Genomic DNA, 19,901 nt, shown 5'->3' with positions numbered 1-19,901 from the left:
CTGATTACAGTTTTACCCTCGGTGGCCACGCCAAACTGAAATCTTCATGTTCCAAAGTAAGATTCGGATTGTACGTATAGTCTTCATGAATCTTCGGCCAGCGCGCCTGAACATGAAGAACCTCTTTGGAAAACCGCTCCTTCTTCTCAGGTGTATCCTCAAGGCCCCGTGTCGCGGACTCATGGTGATACAGCTCGGCAAAAGGCGTCCAGACATTGATGTAGCCTGCTTCCTGAACCCTCAGGCAGAAGTCGACATCATTGAACGCGATTTTGAGATTCTCTTCGTCCAAGCCATCCACTTGCTCAAAGATGGACTTCTTGATTATCAAGCACGCTGCAGTGACGGCTGAAAACTCTTGGATCAACCCAGCCCGGCAGAAGTAACCGTAGTCACCTTTAGGCAGGTATTTATGGGAGTGGCCCGCGACGCCGCCGACACCGAGCACTACACCGCCGTGCTGTAAGCGGTCGTCTGGATACCAGAGGCGAGCGCCTACCGCGCCGACATTAGGCTGCAACGCGATTGACACCATCTCATCCAGCCATTGCGGCGTGATCACTTCAATGTCGTTGTTAATCAGGCCGATCAGTTCGCCGCGTGCCATTCTCACTGCGCGATTATTCAACGCAGAATAGTTGAATGGACCATCGTCACGTAAGACTCGAATGTTGTCTTGCTGATCAAGTGATGCGAAATACTCGAGAGAAACAGGATCATCCGACCCGTTATCGATCAAGATAATTTCGTAATTTTTGTAGGTGGTTAGACGCTCAATGCTGTCGATGCATTGCTTGACCAGCGCGTAAGCGTTACGCGTCGGAATAACCAGCGTGACCAACGGAGCTTTAGCTGGGAGCGTGTAGTGGACCCGGTACAAGCCCATCGGCAGCAGCTCTGTACGGCCTATGTCACCTTTGCGTAGCAAATGTTCGTCCAGCGCCTTAACACCAGCGAGGGCGGCATAGGGCTTTTCATCCCCTGCCATGGCTGTGCTGCCAGCGTGCATGCGCCAGTGGTAGAGAACCCGAGGAATGTGCACGATTTGTGCGCGCTCGAGTTTTTCGGCGCAGCGCAGCGCGAGATCGTAATCTTGCGAGCCTTCAAAGCCAACGCGGAAACCGCCGACTTCTTTGACCAGGTCGGAGCGATAGACACCCAGGTGACAAACCATATTCTGCGAACGGAACAGAAACTCGTTCCAGTCCGATTTAAAGTAAGGCGAGCTGCGTTTCCCCGAGGAATCAATCTTGTCCTCGTCGGAATAGATCATACCGGCGTCCGGGTTGTCGTGGATGGCGCGGGCAACCCAATACAGTGCGTGTTCCGGAATGAGGTCGTCATTATCCATCAGCGCAATGTACTGCCCCGAGGCCAGTTCCAGCGCCGAGTTACTGGCCTTGGAAATATGGCCGTTTTCTTTGCGGAACATGACTTTGAAACGCTTGTCCTGACTCGACAGCGTCTTGAGATACGCGATGACCTCTTTATCCGTGGAAGCATCGTCGGCGATGCACAACTCCCAATTCTTGTAGAGTTGGGATTTAACACTGTCAATGGCTTCACGCAGCAAATCGAGCGGTGGATTGTAGACAGGCATGATGATCGAAATCAGCGGCTTGCTTTTCCACGTGCGAATTTCTTCGCTCATCTTCCAACGGCCATTGTCATCCAAGGTGTCGTAATACTCGACCCACTTGGAATAATCAAAGCGATCAGATACTTCTCGAGCTTCCTGACCGATGGAGTTAAGACTGCTCGAGGTGGCCACATACACAACGCGTGCTCTTAAACCGGCCAATCCTTGCTGCCGAGCAACCGTAATGGCTTTGCCCACGGTGCTGCTAAGGCCGCCGCCACGACGAATCACCGCCGGCAGCAGACGCACACCCTTTTTGACTTGCCCGACACGTTTCACAAGCTTGCGAAAAGGCGCAGTCACCTTCCAGCTGGACGTGGATTGCATGGCAATTATGTGCAGGTTCAAATTATGGATATGAGTATCTTTTTGAACTTGCTGAACACGCATTTGCTCTTCGAGGTTGGCGATGTGAACATCTTTATCCCTCAACGATTCCTGCCAAGTGGCCAGCGTGTTGTGCAACGCTTCATCTTTAAGCACGATCTGCTGATGCAGCGTTTCGATTATCTTGAGACGCTCGGCTTCGGAATGTGCATTTTCCAGCGCTACCGCGGCGATAAACTCACTGATCTGAATGTCCTTCTCATCCAACTCGAGATTTTTCTGTTCTGTCAGTAGCTGAAGGGCGGACTGATGCTCTTCGGCCGCCAACTGCAACTGCTCAACCACCGCCTGAACTTCTTTATCTTTCTCGCGAACAGCTTGAGCGATCATCTCAGCATGAGTGGAGGTGATCGATGCCTTCAACAGTCCAAGCACATCGCTGATTTCTCTGTTCGAATCAACGAGCTGCTCCAGCTTGACGCTCGAATCAAGTATCTGGTCGAGCTTGCTGTTCGAATCGATAATCTGATCCAGCTTGCTGTTCGAATCGAGAAGTTGATCCAACTTGCTGTTTGAATCAAGAATCTGGTCCAGCTTGCTGTTCGCGTCAAGAATCTGATCCAATTTAGCATTCGAATCGAGAAGTTGATCCAGCTTGCTATTTGAATCGAGAATCTGGTCCAGCTTGCTGTTTGAATCGAGAAGCTGATCCAGCTTGTCTTGCAGTTCGGAGTTGGGGCGTGTCAGCCCGGATTGATTCAGCACATTAATCTCTTGAGCGAGTTGCTCTTCCGTGAATAAAGTAAGGCTTACTTCCAGCTCAAGCAGGTCGGCGCCACTAAGCATGTCGTCTTTTAAAGGAATCGTTACGCTTGGGTCGTCACTCAGCGCTAGATAAAGCGTGTTGCGACCGATCTGGGAAATCCGCATGGCGGAGGCGATGACCAGCGGGTCACTGATGTCATCCTGCCACTCCCAAATCGTTTCGGCGCTAGAGTACACCTTGATAGTGTCAATCGAGAAGCTTTGGCGACGATTGATGGGGTCGAAACGCAACACCACGCCATCGGGCAACCCATCGGGCAGGCGGAACTTGATTACCTGGTGCCCGTCATTGACCACCTGGAGCAACGTTGATTCTTCAGAAAAATTTCCCGCCGCGTCACTCATATAGAGTTTGGCGTGCGTGGAAGGCAGGTGCACCGCGCCTATCTTGTGAATCATGGCTTCAGGAGACCAGTTGAGAAACTGGCCTGCATCGGCACCGGTTACCCGCTCTTGAAAGGCCGCTTCAGTCGCAATGTAGCGCGTCAGGTCATCTGCGCTGATATCCATGCCTGCGCTAGCCAACAGCTGAGTCACGAATTCTTGGCGGCTCACCGATGAGCTGCTTGGATAGAACGGGTTCGCAGCCGCCATAAGCAGCAGCAGGGCTCGCATCATCAGATAACCGAGCTCCACACCCTCATTCATCTCCCACTCGACATCGATAAACTTGGGGATGTTGCTAGCGTCGACGACGATATTTTGCGGAACGGCGTCAATGTAACGGCCGGGGAGCAGTGTTTTGGCTGAAAGAAGCTTGGTGCCAGCGCCCTCCTCGTCCAACAGGCTCTGCAAACACGCCAGGTACTTCTGCAAAAACGGCGTAAAGCCCTCAATACTCCAATCGCGGCGGGCCGCAACATCGAGGAACTCAAGGCTCAGCACGCTACCTTTCGCGTAGGCATCCACACGCGGAAGCACGTATTTGAAACCGTCGTCAGCAATGGCACTCGACTCATCGACAGCCACATTGCCCAGCTTTCTGTACTGAACCTGAATCCCTTGCGCGGTGTTAACGAACAACGATTCCTTACAGTACCGAGTCTTTCTGCCTGTGCTGTAGTGATACGCCAATACATCACTGTCCAGCGGTTGATCGTCGGCACAAGAAGCCACGATCAAAAACGAGTTGGCCAGTTCCATACCCAGGCGGTTGTTGATAACCACCGACCAGGCCTTCTCCAGATTGAAGGTTGTCTGCTCAGGAAGTTGCGGGTCTTTCTTGACGTTCTGCCAAGCCAACGCGGCGGCGTCAAAACCGTCGCACGCAAAGCCGCTCTCGGTAATGATCGAATTGGGAAGTTTGTAATCCGGGCTCGGCGCCAGAAAGCTGGACGAGGTGAAACCTGCGCGCGCTATGAGGTCTTCGAGCTCTTTCTTGCCGTAGGTCTTGGGCTGTCCGCGCTCGTACCGGCCTTCGATACCGTACATGGTGATGCCGACGTGATCTTCCGGCGCGCCGGCGAAGTACTTCAGACCCAACTGGTTTTCGATGGCGATAAAAAGACGGCCATCGGGCTTCAACAATTGGCGAACGCGCATGAGCATCGCTAAGGCGGGGTCGGGTGCGCTGCTAAACATACTGGCGTATTCGAGGACGCCAATCAGCGTGACAACGTCGAACTGCTCCTCGATTTTGAAGTCATCGAAGCGCTCGGCCAACACCGTCACGTTATCCAGGTCCCGCGTACGGCTCGCAGCCATGGCTGCTCGGCGCGGGCTTCCTTCCAGACACAATAAATCAGCGCCACATTCGCCGAGGTAGCGGCTGATAGCGCCACAGCCGGCGCCAATTTCCAGCACTCGGGATTTGAACAGGTGCTCAAAGGGACGCAGGATGTTCGCGCGCGTCGCGCTCAAGTGGTAGAGCTTGGCCCAGTCGGTGCAGTATTGCGGCAGCTCGTCTGATAACACAGACACGTCGCTGGCATTACTGATGATCTGGGCGAGTTCGTTTTCTGCATTATCTCCGTCGCTGTACGCGATGCCTTGGAAGTCGGCGCGCACCCAAACACCCGTATCGCTATCCTTGGAATAACCATATTGATCAAGTTTAAACATTAAGGTCTACCGGATCGATGCTCATAGTCGCGGCAAGGTCAATCAACCCCAATAGCTTTGGCGTGGGTTCGACAACAAAGTGAATGGAGTCATAACGCCTGTCATGGGGAATGATGTGCTCGCCCTCTCTGGACGCGATCCCTAGGGATATAAAGTAATCGCCAGTGGCCAATTTGTTAGTGAATTTCACACTGGCAGTGGCAACAGTCCCGGATTCGCCCATCGAACGGGTCTCAACACAATCCAGTAAATAGGAGTTTGTGCCGTATACCGTGACACCTTCCTTGGTTTTGATAGTGAACCCAAGAATGGGGTTTATGACCGAACGGTTAAATTTAAGCGACAAACCCAGTACGATTTCCTCACCTGGTTCCAGGCTGGTTGGGTACTCTCGACCGCTTGCGCTCAGATGAAAATCCATCAACGTTGCAGCACCGTCACCCCATCGATACTCGTGCGGGTTATAGCCCACACGCGACGCGTAAACATCGCTATCCAGCGACAGTTGCACGGTTGGTACCAGGGGCTCGGCCGCTTTATCCGACTGCACCGGAATGTCTTGCTCTTCAGTGCTTGCGTCGGAATTGCGGCCAAACAGGATGTCGGTGTAACGATTTATAACCGGACGTGACTCTCCGATCATTTCTATTCGACTTTGTTCCAACAGGATCGCGCGCGAGCAATGGGTAACCACCTGCTCACTGGAATGGGTCACTAACAGAATGCTGGTGCCATTTTCCTTCAGCTGACGCAGGCGTTCGAAGCACTTGGCTTGAAAGCGTGCATCGCCCACCGAAAGCGCTTCGTCCACCACAAGGATTTCAGGATCGACCTGGGCCTGTACCGCAAATGCGAGCCTTACCGCCATGCCACTGGAGTAGGTCTTGACCGGGTGATCCAGGAACTCACCGATATCGGCGAAGCTTGCGATTGCATCAAAGCGATCATTCACCTCGTCGTGCGTCAGCCCGAGGACCGCCGCGTTCAGATAGACATTCTCCCGACCGGTAAACTCCGGGTTAAAACCCGAGCCCAACTCAAGCAGCGCGGCGATGCGGCCGCGCGTCTCGATCTCGCCGATGGTCGGTGTCAGCGTGCCGCATATAATTTGCAGCAGCGTGGACTTACCCGAGCCATTGCGACCGACAATTCCGACGGTTTCACCTTTATTGACTTCAAAGCTGACGTCGCGCAGCGCCCAGAACTCCTTGCCGTAGGTGGTGACTTTGTCACCCGCCCATCGCTGGAAACGCGGCACGATTGCCTGCTTTAAACGGTCTCTAGGCTTGTCGTAGGTGTAAAAACATTTGGAGACATTCCGAACGCTGATTACGGCTTGATCAGATGACATCAGCGAACCCTTTACGTGTTTTTTGGAAGAACCAATAGCCGACGGAGGCAATGATTGCTCCAACGATGACAGCGACGCCGAGACTCTCCCAATTTGGTAGATGGCCGAAAAGCAAAACGCTTCGACTCTCTTCAATAATGTAGGTCAGCGGGTTGAGCTTTAACCAAGGCTTATAAACATCCGGCAGCGCCGCTACCGGGTAAAGCACGGGCGAAAGAAAGAGCAGTACGGTGGTGAGCACCGTGATTACGTGTCCCACGTCCCGCAGGTAAACCCCCAGCGACGCCAAAAACCAACTGACCCCCAGCGTGGCCAGAATCAATGGCACGAGAATCAAGGGGAACAGCAGCGCCGTCCAATGCAGTTCTCCCAGGATAAGAAACTGGGCGCCCAACAATACGACCAAGCTAATGCAACTGTGGAACAGGGCAGAACCCAAGGTAATTACCGGCAGGATCTCAAGCGGGAACACAACCTTTTTGACATAGTTGCTGTTGGCCATGACAAGCGTCGGTGCACGATTGGCGCACTCGGCAAATAGCCCATGGACGATCATGCCGACAAACAGCAGGATCGCGAACCCACCCTTGCCTGTATCGACACCGATCCATCGGGATTTGAAAATTTCTGAAAACACGAAGGTGTAGACCGCGAGCATCAGAATCGGGTTGAAGAAAGACCATGTCAGGCCCATCACCGATCCGCGGTAACGCCCAATGACTTCACGTTTGGTCATTTGTGAAATCAATGAACGGTATTTCCAGAGATTGACCACAAGACTGATTGGACCTGCTGAAGGTCTGCTATGAGGATCCACTAGGCGAACTTCTCAGCGTTGACCAGACTTACGGCATTCGCATCTTTGGCAGAGAGCGTAGGCGGCTCGGTAATCGGCCATTCGATTGCCACGTCAGCGTCATCCCACGCAAGACTGCGCTCATGCTCAGGTGCCCAATAATCGGTGGTCTTGTAGAGGAACTCGGCACTTTCCGAGAGCACCACGAAACCGTGGGCAAATCCTGGCGGAATCCAGAGCTGCGCTCGGTTGCTGGCACTAAGGTGTACGCCGACCCATTTACCGAATGTCGACGAGCTTTCACGCAGGTCTACGGCGACGTCAAAGACCTCACCGTGTGTGACGCGTACCAGCTTGCCCTGGGCCTGTTTGATCTGATAATGCAGCCCGCGAAGCACGCCCTTGACTGATTTGGAGTGGTTGTCTTGCACGAAATGAACAGGTCTTCCAACGGCCTCCTCGAAAACTTTCTGATTGAAGCTTTCGTAGAAAAAACCGCGTTCATCCCCGAACACCTTCGGCTCAAACAGAATTACGTCCGGGATGGCAAGTGAGCTGGATCGCATTATTACAATATCTCCAAAGTGTTATCAGGGCCGGCTTCGCGGCGCTACAGATCAAATTATTCTTCAGGCAACAGCTCCGAATACCGCGCCGGGCATCGCACTATCAAAAAATCTTTTCGTGCAGCAAACGCTTGAGATACTGACCGTAGCCATTCTTGGAAAGCGGCGCGGCGAGTTTCTCCAGCTGCTGCGCATCAATCCACTTTTGTCGAAACGCGATCTCTTCAGGGCAGGCCACTTTAAGCCCCTGACGGTGCTCAAGCGTAGCGATGAAACTACTGGCTTCCAGCAGCGAGTCGTGGGTGCCGGTATCCAACCACGCATAGCCTCGGCCCATGATCTCTACCGACAGCTTGCCCCGCTCCATGTAGATACGGTTAAGGTCGGTAATCTCAAGCTCGCCTCGTGGCGACGGCTTGATGCTTTTGGCGATGTCCACTACGTCCTGGTCATAGAAATAAAGACCGGTCACCGCGTAGTTCGACTTGGGCTCAAGAGGCTTTTCTTCGAGGCTGATCGCCTTGCCCTGTGTATCGAACTCTACAACGCCGTAACGCTCAGGATCGTTCACGTGATAGGCGAAAACACTCGCGCCATCCTGACGCAGCATCGCGCTTGCCAGCAGTTCATTGAAATGATGGCCGTGATAAATGTTATCGCCCAGCACCAAGGCCGACAGGTCGTTGCCGATGAACTCTTCGCCGATGATGAATGCCTGCGCCAGGCCATCCGGGGACGCCTGCACGGCATACGAAATATTCAAACCCCAGCTACTGCCATCGCCCAACAGCTGCTCGAAACGCGGGGTGTCCTGCGGCGTTGAAATGATCAGGATGTCGCGAATACCCGCCAGCATCAGCGTGGTCAGCGGGTAGTAGATCATTGGCTTATCGTAAACCGGCAGCAATTGCTTGGAGATAGCCAAGGTTGCAGGGTGCAGGCGCGTGCCTGAGCCGCCAGCCAGGATGATTCCTTTACGTTTGAGCATGTTCATTTCTCTAGTGTTTCTATGAGCATCCGTGCCACACCGTCTTGCCATTCAGGCAAGCGCAATGAGAAGGCATTCTGCAGTTTTTGGGTGTTGAGTCGGGAGTTGCCGGGGCGCTTGGCCGGTGTTGGGTAAGCGGCCGTAGTCAGCGCACCCACGGCGTCCGGGGCAACCTTGAGGTGCACACCGGCAGCCTGAGCGTGTTCAAGCACGAAGCGGGCATAACGATACCATGTGGTCTCGCCAGCTGCCGCAAGGTGATAAACCCCACTCAGTTGGGGGTTCGAATGCATTGTGCGGATGGCATGTGCGGTAACGTCGGCCAACAGATCCGCCCCGGTGGGCGTACCAAACTGGTCGTCGATCACGTTAAGGCTGTCGCGCTCTTGCGCCAGACGCAGCATGGTCTTGGCGAAGTTATTACCTCGCGCTGCATAGACCCAGCTGGTGCGCAGGATCAGATGCGCGCAGCCGCTGGCCTGGATCGCTTGCTCGCCCTGGAGTTTGGTCGCGCCGTAAACGCTCAGCGGCCCAACCGGGTCGCTTTCCTGCCAAGGCGTCTGGCCATCACCGGCGAACACGTAGTCAGTGGAGTAGTGAACCAACAGGGCATTGAGCTTCTGCGCCTCTGCCGCCAGCACTGCCGGGGCCTGCGCATTCACACGCAGGGCCTGGTCCGGCTCGCTTTCGGCTTTGTCGACGGCCGTATAGGCCGCCGCATTGACGATGACGTCAGGCGCAAAGCGCTGCAAGGTGGCCGCCAACCCTTGCAGGTCGTTCAGATCACCGCAGTAGTCCTGGCTTTTCGAGTCGAGCGCAAGCAATTGGCCCAGCGGGGCCAAACTGCGTTGCAACTCCCACCCCACTTGGCCATTTTTGCCAAGTAGAAGGATCTTCATGCGGAACGCTCGGCGTAGTTCTTTTCTACCCACTCGCGGTAAGCGCCCGATTGGATATTGCTGACCCAATCCTGGTTATCCAGGTACCACTCCACGGTCTTGCGGATGCCGGTCTCGAAGGTTTCGGCCGGCTTCCACCCCAACTCGCGCTCCAGTTTGCGCGCGTCGATGGCGTAACGGCGGTCATGGCCAGGGCGATCGGTGACGTATGCAATCTGGTCGCTGTACGGCGTGCCATTCGCCTGAGGGCGCAGCTCATCGAGCAGGGCGCACACGGTGTGGACGATGTCCAGATTTGGCTTCTCGTTCCAGCCGCCGACGTTGTAGACCTCGCCCACGGTGCCGGCTTCCAGCACACGACGGATAGCACTGCAGTGGTCTTTTACGTACAGCCAGTCACGAATCTGCTGACCGTCGCCATACACCGGCAGTGCCTTGCCTGCCAACGCGTTAACGATCATCAACGGAATCAGTTTTTCCGGGAAATGGTACGGCCCGTAGTTGTTCGAACAGTTGGTGGTCAGTACCGGCAAGCCGTAGGTGTGATGGTAGGCACGCACCAAATGGTCGCTGGCCGCCTTACTGGCCGAGTACGGGCTGTTAGGCTCGTACTGATGGTGTTCGGTGAACGCAGGATCGTCCTTGGCCAAGGAGCCGTAGACTTCGTCAGTCGACACATGCAGGAAACGGAAGGATTGCTGAGCATCGGCGTCCAGCGCTTTCCAGTAGGCACGCACCGCCTCCAACAGGCGGAAGGTACCGACGACGTTAGTCTCGATGAAGTCTTCCGGGCCATGGATAGAACGGTCTACGTGCGACTCAGCGGCGAAGTTCAGGATAGCGCGCGGCTGATGTTCAGCGAGCAAACGCTGGACCAGCTGGGTATCTGCGATGTCGCCCTGTACGAATACGTGGCGCTTGTTGCCTTCCAGCGAGCTGAGGTTCTCCAGGTTGCCGGCATACGTCAGCTTATCCAGATTAATGACCGGCTCATCCGCCTGGGCTACCCAGTCCAATACAAAGTTTGCACCGATAAAGCCAGCACCGCCGGTTACTAAGATAGTCATTGAGTCAGATCTTTTTCAGTAGTGTTGCAAGAATTAGCCCGAGGTTCCCCATTAAAGTCTGCCGATACAAACCGGCCGACCGGAACCCCAACACTCGTCTAAGTAACGTTTGCCTGCGCGCATGCTTGAAACGCATAAGAGTCAGTCGTTGCTCTTCGCAAAGACGGTGGGACATCGCTTCGAGGGCACAGATGTTCTGTTCGTTCCATTCGAAGAAGCGTCCCTGGAAAATCATTTTCAGCCGTACGACGCGAGCGGCCCAACTGGAGTTGCTGCCAATGAGGTTTTCATCGTGCTGGCGGTACAACATTCTCGGCTCGTGATCATAGTGCACGGCGCCGCCCGCCCCAGTCACAAGCTGGTAAATCCACCAGTCGTGAGAGGGAACCTTGACGTTCAAACCCGCCTCGATGATCAATTCACGTGCAGCGCGATTAAAAACCATCGTGTTGCCACCCGCAATACTTTGAACGAGCGCGTTTGAGAAGTGCGGAGGGCGTGGGAAAAGCGGAGAAAAGCCAAGCTTTGCACCAGACTCACTGACTAACTGAGTACGGCCACAGTATAGAGCAGGGATGTGCTCAGGAATGGTCTGCAACCAGGACTGCGCCACCGCCAGCTTATCGTCGTTCCAGATATCGTCCTGATCACACCAGGCGAAATAATCCGCAACGACGTCAGGACGGCAGGTTAACGAGAGAAAATTGGCAACAAACCCTCTTCCGGGGCCTGCCACAACCTTCAGACGGTCGCGCCCCCAACGCTGAGCATAGTCTTGGAGAATCGCTGGCGTACCATCTCGAGAGCCGTCATCGGAAACGACTAATGACCAGTTGCGATGGCTCTGTCGCTCAATGGAGTCGAGTTGGTCCCTAAGGAACGCCTCACCATTGTACGAGCACATCAAAACCGCAACCTTTGCTAAGCAAACGTCGTGCGGTTGGACATTGGATAGACTGCGCGATGCGAAAATAGACACAACATCCCTTTGCGAGCAAACTGCATACCCTATAAATACGTAGGATATAGGCCACAATAAGGTCGGAATTATTACAGCATTACTCTGTAAGCACAATCGTACTGAATGCCAGCGGTCGGCTAACATGAGTGTGCTGAGCGCTCTGCAATGCGGCATCGGGCCACTATCTGAGCGTTTGCCCTTAATAGCGCGAGTATGGCGCAGACTCTGAATCTTGCGCGTAACACAATAAACAATGCTTTGACTGGAGCACCTTCTTGCGCGTGCTCCAGTCAGCATTGACTCAACGGCTCGCCACGCACTCAGCTTTTACGAAACACAAACCCCAAGCCAACAATGATCAACCCCATCCCCAACACGCTCAACAGCGCCAGCCGATTGCCAAAAATCAGGTAATCCATCACCGCTGTCACCGCCGGCACCAAGTAGAACAGACTGGTGACATTCACCAGGTTGCCCCGCGCGATAAGCCGGTACAGCAACAGGGTCGCCAGCAACGACACCACCAACCCCATCCACACCACCGGCAGGTAAAAGCTGGCGCTGTGTTCAAAATGGAACGGCTGGAACGGCACGAATACCGAGCACAGCAGCAACCCGGCGAGGTATTGCACCGGCAGCGTACCCAACGGGTTATCGGTGATGCGCTTCTGCATGATCGAGCCAAGCGTCATGCTCGCCAGTGCCAACAGGCCATAGAGCATGCCCGCCATCGACATGCCGGACAGACCGATGCCCTGGTAGACCACCATGATCAACCCCGCCAATCCCAGGCCCAGGCCAAACAGCCGGCGCCAGGAACGCTGGCGCTCCACCAGCACCACCGTGAGTATCGGCTGCACCCCCATGATGGTGGCCATCACGCCGGGAGTGACTTTAAGGTCCAGCGCCAGCAGATAGAAAATCTGATACGCGCCTAACAGCACCAGCCCCGTCGCCGCCGCATACAGCATGGGCTTGCCGGGGCGTGGCAGTTTCAACCTGAGGACCGGCACCAGAACCACCAGCCCCACCAGGGCGATGGCGAAGCGAATCAGCAGAAAGGCAAAAGGCGAAGCATGGGCCAGGCCCAACTTGGAGAAAATCGCCCCGCTGCTCCACAACAGAACAAACAGGCTCGTCGAGGCCGCCGCGGCCACGGATTGTTTCGAAAAAACAGACATGGATACCACCTGTAATCAGGCAAAAAAGCCGATTCAGCCAAAGCTGAAACTCAATAGGTTTTTTTCAGGCAGGCAAAGGGGAACAGCGATTCGCTGATCAGCCCGAAATGCCGACACCCGGCGGTGATACGACTGCGTACACCGGCGTGCTACTGACAGGTGGGGGGTAGTGACTGATCTGCGCAGGCTGTTTCTTCCCGCACGGCACGACCACAGCGCTGACCGCTGAATCGACTACCGCTATGCGCTGGGAAGCAGGCATGTGCTGATCTTTTTTGAAGGGATAACGACGCGCCGACTATAACCAGCCGCCTTCCTGTTTTGCAATCACTTCACCCACGCGCCGTGCGTGGAAGAGTTTTCATGCCGACGCAGAAAGCCGGTCGCTATAATGCCGGCCAGTTTTTTCCAAGGATTTCACATGTTCGCTTTGCCCTGGCTGTACCTGGTGCTTCTTTCGATTGGCTACGGACTGGCCCTGACCTACGGGCAACTGGACGCGCTGGCGGCCGTGTCGGTGGCCATGCTGCTGATCGCCGGGTACGCCGTGCGCCAGCAACGCAGCCCTTGGGCGCGCTACCTCGGCCATGGCCTGTTCATCGTCCTGGCCCTGGGTCTGGCGATGCACTGGCTGCCGGGCTTCTACAACGGCCGCGGTATCGCGCCGCAGCGCTTTACGCCTGACTCGGTACCGTTTTCGATGTACCTGAACCAGGACAAACCGCTGATTGGCTTCTGGCTGTTGCTGGCCTGCCCATGGATCGTGGCACGTCGCACGCTGCGCCTGTCGATCTGCGTCGCGGCCCTGGCACTGACCCTCACGGCGGTCGCTGCGCTGGGCGGCGCCACATTGCTGGGGATGATCGACTGGGCACCCAAATGGCCGGAACAGGCGTGGCTGTGGGTCCTGAACAACCTGCTGCTGGTGACGCTGGTGGAAGAGGCGTTGTTTCGTGGCTATATCCAGGGCGGCCTGAGTCAACGCTTCAAACACCTGCCCTACGGTGAAAACCTGGCACTGCTGCTGGCCTCGCTATTATTCGGCCTGGTGCACCTCGGCGCGGGCTGGCATTGGGTGCTGCTGGCGAGTATTGCAGGCATCGGCTATGGCCTGGCGTATCGCTTCGGCGGGTTGGGCGCCGCGATTGCCACGCACTTTGGCTTGAATCTGCTTCACTTCGGGTTGTTCACCTACCCGATGCTGGCAGGCTGATTGTTGCAAAAAATAAGTTAAATAAATGCCTGCAACGGCCGACAACCCATCAAAGCCTTGCGGATTGAACAATCATGCGTAATAACCAACCCGTTACACAGCGCGAACGTACCTTCCCCGCTCAGCAACGGTTGATCTCCACCACAGACGCCAAAGGTGTGATCACCTACTGCAACGACGCGTTCGTCGAAATCAGTGGGTTCACCCGTGACGAATTGATCCGTGCCCCGCACAACCTGGTGCGTCACCCGGATGTGCCGTCGGCCGTGTTCGCGCACATGTGGTCCACGCTCAAACAAGGCTTGCCATGGATGGGCATCGTCAAGAACCGCTGCAAGACCGGCGATCACTACTGGGTTAACGCCTATGTAACGCCGGTTTTCGATGGCAACCAGGTGATCGGCTACGAATCGGTGCGCATCAAGCCCACCGCCGAGCAGATTCGCCGCGCCGAAGCGCTCTATCAACGCATCAACCAGGGCAAGTCAGCCGTACCTCAGCGCGACAAGTGGCTGCCGGTGTTGCAAGACTGGCTGCCATTTATCCTGATCAGCCAGCTCAGCTTCATGATCGGTGCGTCGCTCAACTCCCACTGGGGCTTTGCCCTGGCGGCGGGGCTGTCGGTGCCGCTGGGCCTGCTGGGCCTGAGCTGGCAGCAGCGCGGCCTCAAGCGTTTGCTGCGCCTGGCGGAGCAGACCACGTCCGACCCGCTGATCGCGCAGATGTACACCGACAGCCGTGGCGCACAAGCGCGGCTGGAGATGTCGATTCTCAGCCAGGAAGCGCGTCTGAAAACGTGCCTTACTCGCTTGCAGGATACGGCCGAGCACCTCAACGACCAGGCCGCGCAGTCCAACACCCTGGCGCACAACAGCTCCAGCGGCCTGGAACGCCAGCGCGTGGAAACCGAGCAGGTCGCCACCGCCGTCAACCAGATGGCAGCAACGACCCAGGAAGTGGCCAGCCACGTGCAGCGCACGGCGGACGCTACCCAGGAAGCCAATCGCCTGACCGGTCGCGGTCGCGACATCGCCGGGGAAACCCGCGAAGCGATCCAGCGCCTGTCGGTCGCCGTGGGTGAAACCGGTGTAACCGTCACCCAGCTGGCCAAGGACAGTGATGAAATCGGCGGCGTGGTGGACGTGATCAAAGGCATCGCCGACCAGACCAACCTGCTGGCATTGAACGCCGCCATCGAAGCGGCCCGTGCCGGCGAAATGGGCCGTGGCTTTGCAGTGGTGGCTGACGAAGTCCGTCAACTGGCGCAGCGTACCGCCGAGTCCACCGGGCAGATCCATGCCCTGATCGCCAAACTGCAGCAGACCGCCGCTGCCGCCGTGCAAACCATGGACGCCGGGCATCGCCAGGCCGAAGAAGGTGTGGCACGCGTGATGGAGGCGGATCAGGCGCTGGTGGGCATCAGTGAAGCGGTGGCCAACATCACCGACATGACCACGCAGATTGCCGCCGCCACCGAAGAGCAAAGCGCCGTGGCCGAAGAGATCAGCCGCAATATCAGCACGATTGCGCTGTTGGCGGATCAGACCTCGGAGCAGGCGATGAACTCGGCGCAGTTGAGTGAAGAGCTGACGCATACGGCGAATACCCAGTATTCGCTGGTGGAGCGCTTTAACCGGTAAACCGCTATCGCGGGCAAGCCCGCTCCCACATTGGATTGGGTTCACACATTTCTATTTGTGAATACAGTCAAATGTGGGAGCTGGCTTGCCTGCGATGAGGCCCTAAAGGCCGCCGAGAAACTCGGCCACTTTCACCGCCGCAGCCTCCAAATGCTGCTCATGGCTAAACCCCGAAGCCTTCAACGGCTTCAAATCATGATCCCCCGCCACCAGCCACATCACTTCGATGCTCGGCGACAACGCATACCCCTGCACCGCCGCCCGATTGCCCAGCGCATCGCGCTCACCCTGCACAATCAACGTCGGCGTCTTCAGACCGGCCAGATGCTCAGTGCGTGGTTTCTCCGGCTTGCCCACTGCATAAAATGGATAACCCAGGCACACCAACCCGCCTGCCCCCAACTCATCCGCCAGCAAACTGGCCATCCGGCCGCCCATGGACTTGCCGCCAACGGCCAACTGTCCAGCGACATGGCGTCGCACCTCGGCATACACCTCGCGCCAGGCCTGCAATAGCTTCGGCGCCGGATTCGGCGGACGTTTGCCGCCGTCCAAGCGGCGCTGGGCCATATAAGGGAATTCAAAGCGCAACACGTTCACGCCATGCCCGGCAAGGCGTGCAGCCATGTCGTTCATAAACCCCGAGTCCATGGGCGCACCGGCACCGTGGGCCAGGATCAGCGTCACCGGCGCACGCGCGCTGGTGCCTGTCGCCGCATCCCACAACCAGCCGTGCTCGCGCACACACTGCGCCCATTGATCCCCGTCAATACTGGCCTTGTGCTCTTTGCCCATGCTTGCCTCGCTTTTTAGTCTGCCTATAACTCCAGCCCAAGTGCCGCATTGGCTTGGGTTGAACCGTGGATGGGGAACCATGAACACTACTTTAAGTACCGCCTATAACTACAAGGTGGTCCGCCAATTCACCATTATGACGGTGGTGTGGGGCATCGTCGGCATGGGGCTCGGGGTTTTTCTCGCCGCCCAATTGGTTTGGCCTGCACTCAACTTCGATTTGCCCTGGACCAGCTTCGGCCGCTTGCGCCCGCTGCACACCAACGCGGTGATCTTTGCCTTCGGCGGCTGCGCGCTGTTCGCCAGCTCCTTCTACTCGGTACAACGCACCTGCCAGACACAGCTGTTCGCGCCGAAAATCGCCGCGTTCTGCTTCTGGGGCTGGCAGCTCGTGATTCTATTGGCCGCGATCAGCTTGCCGCTGGGCTACACCAGCTCCAAGGAATACGCCGAGCTGGAATGGCCGATCGACATTCTGATCACCATCGTCTGGGTGGCCTACGCCATCGTGTTCTTCGGCACGATCATGAAGCGCAACACCAAGCACATCTACGTCGGCAACTGGTTCTTCGGTGCGTTCATCATCACCGTGGCCATCCTGCACATCGTCAACAACCTGGAAATCCCGGTCAGCCTGACCAAGTCCTACTCCCTCTACGGCGGTGCGACGGATGCCATGGTGCAGTGGTGGTATGGGCATAACGCGGTTGGCTTTTTCCTCACCGCCGGTTTCCTCGGGATGATGTATTACTTCGTGCCCAAGCAAGCCGAGCGCCCGGTATATTCGTATCGCTTGTCCATCGTGCACTTCTGGGCGCTGATCACCCTGTACATCTGGGCCGGCCCGCACCACTTGCACTACACCGCGCTGCCGGATTGGGCGCAGTCACTGGGCATGGTGATGTCGCTGGTACTGCTGGCCCCGAGCTGGGGCGGCATGATCAACGGCATGATGACGCTGTCGGGCGCCTGGCATAAGTTGCGCAGCGACCCGATCCTGCGCTTTTTGGTGGTGTCGCTGGCGTTCTACGGCATGTCGACCTTCGAAGGGCCGATGATGGCCATCAAGACGGTCAACGCCCTCTCCCACTACACCGACTGGACCATCGGCCACGTACACGCCGGCGCGCTGGGCTGGGTGGCGATGATTTCCATCGGCGCGCTGTACCACATGATCCCCAAAGTGTTCGGCCGCGAGCAGATGTACAGCCTCGGCCTGATCAACGCGCACTTCTGGCTGGCCACCATCGGCACCGTGCTCTACATCGCCTCGATGTGGGTCAACGGCATCGCCCAGGGCCTGATGTGGCGTGCGGTCAACGAAGACGGCACCTTGACTTACTCCTTCGTCGAAACCCTGGTGGCCAGTCACCCTGGCTACATCGTGCGACTGGTGGGCGGTGCAGTGTTCCTCAGCGGCATGTTCCTGATGGCTTACAACACGTGGCGCACCGTGCGCTCGGCGCAACCTGCCGAAGCCGCCCCTGTCGCGCAAATGGCCTGAGGAGTCAGTGATGAAACACGAAACGATTGAAAAGAACGTCGGCCTGCTGATGCTGCTGATGGTGCTGGCCGTGAGCATCGGCGGCCTGACCCAGATCGTCCCGCTGTTCTTTCAGGACGTGACCAACAAGCCGGTCGAAGGCATGAAGCCCTATACCGCGCTGCAACTGGAAGGGCGCGACATTTACATTCGCGAAGGCTGCGTGCAGTGCCACTCGCAGATGATCCGCCCGTTCCGTGCCGAAACCGAGCGCTACGGCCACTACTCGGTGGCGGGCGAAAGCGTGTGGGACCACCCGTTCCTGTGGGGCTCCAAGCGCACCGGGCCGGACCTGGCCCGCGTCGGCGCGCGCTACTCGGACGACTGGCACCGCGCGCACCTGTACAACCCGCGCAACGTGGTGCCGGAGTCAAAAATGCCGGCCTACCCATGGCTAGTCACCGCGCCGGTCGACAGCAGCCACACCGAAACCAAGTTGAAAGTGATGCGCACCCTCGGCGTGCCCTACACCGACGACGACATCAGTGGCGCCGTCGCCAGCCTCAAGGGCAAGACCGAGATGGACGCGCTGGTTGCGTACCTGCAAGTGCTCGGCACTGCCATCAAGAGCAAGAGGTGAGCCATGGGATTTGAATTTGACGCGGGCACCATCCGCGGCCTTGGCACGCTGGTGGTCGCCATCGCTTTTATCGGCCTGTCGCTGTGGGTGTTCAACAACCGGCGCAACGCGGAATTCGAGCAGGCCCGCCTGCTGCCGTTTGCCGATGAACCTACTCCATCCGACGCTCAAGAAGAGCCTGCAACAAGGAGCACTCGCCCATGACGACCTTCTGGAGTACATGGATCTGCGTATTGACCCTCGGCAGCCTGATCGGCCTGACCTGGCTATTGATCGGCACCCGCAAGGGCGAAACCAAGGGCAGCGTCGACCAGACCATGGGCCACGCCTTCGATGGCATCGAGGAATACGACAACCCGCTGCCGCAGTGGTGGTTCATGCTGTTCGCCGGCACCCTAGTGTTTGCGGTCGGCTACCTGATCCTCTACCCGGGCCTGGGTAACTGGAAAGGCGTGTTGCCGGGCTATGAAGGCGGCTGGACCCAGACCAAGGAATGGGACAAGGAAATGGCCAAGGCCGACGCCAGGTTCGGGCCGATCTTCGCCAAATTCGCGGCCATGCCGGTGGAAGAAGTCGCCAAGGACCCACAGGCGCTGAAAATGGGCGGCCGCCTCTTTGCCTCCAACTGCGCGGTGTGCCACGGCTCGGATGCCAAGGGCGCGTATGGCTTCCCGAACCTGGCGGACAACCTCTGGCGCTGGGGCGGTTCGGCGGAAGCGATCAAGACGACCATCCTGAATGGTCGCCACGCGGCAATGCCGGCCTGGGGTGAAATATTGGGCGAAGAGGGTGTGAAGAACGTCGCCGCCTTTGTGCGTCACGACCTGGCCAAGCTGCCATTACCCGCCGACAGCACCGCCGATCTGGCGGCCGGTCAAGCCGCCTTCAATACCACCTGCGTCGCCTGCCACGGCCCACAAGGCCACGGCATGGAAGCCATGGGCGCGCCGAACCTGACCGAGCCTGCCGGTTTCATCTACGGCACCAGCCTGGCGCAACTGCAGCAGACCATTCGCCACGGCCGCCAGGGCCAGATGCCAGCGCAGGACGTGCTGCAAGGCAATGACAAAGTGCACCTGCTCGCGGCCTATGTGTACAGCTTGTCCCATAACGCTGATGGCGCAACGCCAGAAAGCCCAACCGAGTAACCGTAGACTGCCGCCCCAACCTGGGGCGGCAGCCCTGCCCCCCTCAGCGACCAAGTGTCGCACCCCTGCCCACCCCAACTTTCCCCTGCTGCCATTCGGGTCTACGCTTGCCCAACAGTGACCGGTTTTGGCGTATCAGGCGACTGCCGTTGCGACCTGAAAAAATTCCTGTCCACTCGATCAGCTTTCGATTTCTGATTTTGTCCTTACGCCAAACATGGAAAGGGCGCAGAATCTGGCCCGGAACGCATTGATACAGGTCAGCCATTGCGTTGCAATGGCCCCTCGGTTTGTCCATACTTGCGGCCGATTTCAACTATA

At 57.2% G+C, this 19,901-nt stretch carries 16 protein-coding genes; 6 read left to right on the top strand and 10 right to left on the bottom strand.

The genetic code is table 11. The features are described 5' to 3' along the window. Positions 1-4 precede the first annotated feature (4 nt). The 9 genes from ACM530_RS18655 to ACM530_RS18615 all read right to left on the bottom strand — a co-directional run bounded on the left by ACM530_RS18655 (position 5) and on the right by ACM530_RS18615 (position 12,661). Positions 5-4,852 carry a glycosyltransferase gene (locus tag ACM530_RS18655; RefSeq protein ID WP_416362867.1) on the bottom strand — a complete coding sequence of 1,616 codons (4,848 nt, stop codon included), beginning with the start codon at positions 4,850-4,852 and terminating at the stop codon, positions 5-7. Beyond that, the gene (locus ACM530_RS18650; RefSeq protein ID WP_262208346.1) at positions 4,845-6,203 is read right to left on the bottom strand and encodes an ABC transporter ATP-binding protein; all 1,359 of its coding nucleotides are present in this window, start codon (positions 6,201-6,203) and stop codon (positions 4,845-4,847) included. Before ACM530_RS18650 ends, ACM530_RS18655 begins: the two co-directional genes overlap by 8 nt. Continuing rightward, a complete protein-coding gene (locus tag ACM530_RS18645; RefSeq protein WP_262208347.1) occupies positions 6,193-7,020 on the bottom strand; it encodes an ABC transporter permease in 828 nt (275 codons plus the stop codon). Before ACM530_RS18645 ends, ACM530_RS18650 begins: the two co-directional genes overlap by 11 nt. Next, complete coding sequence (gene rfbC / locus ACM530_RS18640) at positions 7,020-7,565, bottom strand: dTDP-4-dehydrorhamnose 3,5-epimerase (RefSeq protein WP_242195789.1); 546 nt, start codon at positions 7,563-7,565, stop codon at positions 7,020-7,022. Before rfbC ends, ACM530_RS18645 begins: the two co-directional genes overlap by 1 nt. A 103-nt stretch (positions 7,566-7,668) precedes the next feature. After that, entirely contained in the window at positions 7,669-8,553 is an 885-nt protein-coding gene (rfbA, locus tag ACM530_RS18635; RefSeq protein WP_242195792.1) for a glucose-1-phosphate thymidylyltransferase RfbA, read from the bottom strand. A gap of 2 nt (positions 8,554-8,555) precedes the next feature. Then, positions 8,556-9,452 carry a dTDP-4-dehydrorhamnose reductase gene (gene rfbD, locus ACM530_RS18630; RefSeq protein ID WP_416362866.1) on the bottom strand — a complete coding sequence of 299 codons (897 nt, stop codon included), beginning with the start codon at positions 9,450-9,452 and terminating at the stop codon, positions 8,556-8,558. Continuing rightward, positions 9,449-10,519 (bottom strand): dTDP-glucose 4,6-dehydratase, encoded by a 1,071-nt coding sequence (gene rfbB / locus ACM530_RS18625; protein WP_416362865.1) that lies wholly within the window; start codon positions 10,517-10,519, stop codon positions 9,449-9,451. The genes rfbD and rfbB overlap by 4 nt, the downstream gene beginning before the upstream one ends. Positions 10,520-10,523: 4 nt before the next feature. Continuing rightward, a complete protein-coding gene (locus ACM530_RS18620; RefSeq protein WP_369301320.1) occupies positions 10,524-11,498 on the bottom strand; it encodes a glycosyltransferase family 2 protein in 975 nt (324 codons plus the stop codon). A gap of 302 nt (positions 11,499-11,800) precedes the next feature. After that, the gene (locus tag ACM530_RS18615) at positions 11,801-12,661 is read right to left on the bottom strand and encodes a DMT family transporter (RefSeq protein WP_416362864.1); all 861 of its coding nucleotides are present in this window, start codon (positions 12,659-12,661) and stop codon (positions 11,801-11,803) included. A gap of 421 nt (positions 12,662-13,082) precedes the next feature. Here ACM530_RS18615 and ACM530_RS18610 point away from each other — a divergent pair, with 421 nt between their 5' ends. After that, positions 13,083-13,874 (top strand): lysostaphin resistance A-like protein, encoded by a 792-nt coding sequence (locus ACM530_RS18610; RefSeq protein WP_416362863.1) that lies wholly within the window; start codon positions 13,083-13,085, stop codon positions 13,872-13,874. Between the two features lie 74 nt (positions 13,875-13,948). Next, positions 13,949-15,514 carry a methyl-accepting chemotaxis protein gene (locus ACM530_RS18605; RefSeq protein WP_145159037.1) on the top strand — a complete coding sequence of 522 codons (1,566 nt, stop codon included), beginning with the start codon at positions 13,949-13,951 and terminating at the stop codon, positions 15,512-15,514. Between the two features lie 102 nt (positions 15,515-15,616). On the opposite strand, the gene ACM530_RS18600 is transcribed toward ACM530_RS18605, so the two are convergent. After that, positions 15,617-16,309, bottom strand: a complete 693-nt coding sequence (locus ACM530_RS18600; RefSeq protein ID WP_416362862.1) for an alpha/beta family hydrolase — start codon at positions 16,307-16,309, stop codon at positions 15,617-15,619. 79 nt (positions 16,310-16,388) lie between these two features. Between ACM530_RS18600 and ccoN the strand changes: the two genes are divergently transcribed. Genes ccoN through ccoP form a run of 4 tightly spaced genes read left to right on the top strand, consistent with a single transcriptional unit; the run spans position 16,389 to position 19,580 of the window. Continuing rightward, positions 16,389-17,813 carry a cytochrome-c oxidase, cbb3-type subunit I gene (gene ccoN / locus ACM530_RS18595; protein WP_242195813.1) on the top strand — a complete coding sequence of 475 codons (1,425 nt, stop codon included), beginning with the start codon at positions 16,389-16,391 and terminating at the stop codon, positions 17,811-17,813. A 10-nt stretch (positions 17,814-17,823) separates the two neighbouring features. Then, the gene (ccoO, locus tag ACM530_RS18590) at positions 17,824-18,432 is read left to right on the top strand and encodes a cytochrome-c oxidase, cbb3-type subunit II (protein WP_065909614.1); all 609 of its coding nucleotides are present in this window, start codon (positions 17,824-17,826) and stop codon (positions 18,430-18,432) included. A gap of 3 nt (positions 18,433-18,435) precedes the next feature. Next, a complete protein-coding gene (locus ACM530_RS18585; RefSeq protein WP_106576350.1) occupies positions 18,436-18,636 on the top strand; it encodes a cbb3-type cytochrome oxidase subunit 3 in 201 nt (66 codons plus the stop codon). Further along, positions 18,633-19,580 (top strand): cytochrome-c oxidase, cbb3-type subunit III, encoded by a 948-nt coding sequence (gene ccoP, locus ACM530_RS18580; protein ID WP_404484166.1) that lies wholly within the window; start codon positions 18,633-18,635, stop codon positions 19,578-19,580. The genes ACM530_RS18585 and ccoP overlap by 4 nt, the downstream gene beginning before the upstream one ends. The last annotated feature ends 321 nt before the right edge of the window (positions 19,581-19,901 follow it).

The organism is Pseudomonas sp. NFX183 (assembly GCF_047943075.1).
Taxonomy (GTDB): Bacteria; Pseudomonadota; Gammaproteobacteria; order Pseudomonadales; family Pseudomonadaceae; genus Aquipseudomonas.
Note: the sequence above shows the minus strand (reverse complement) of the source record. Positions and strands in the feature narration are given on the sequence as shown.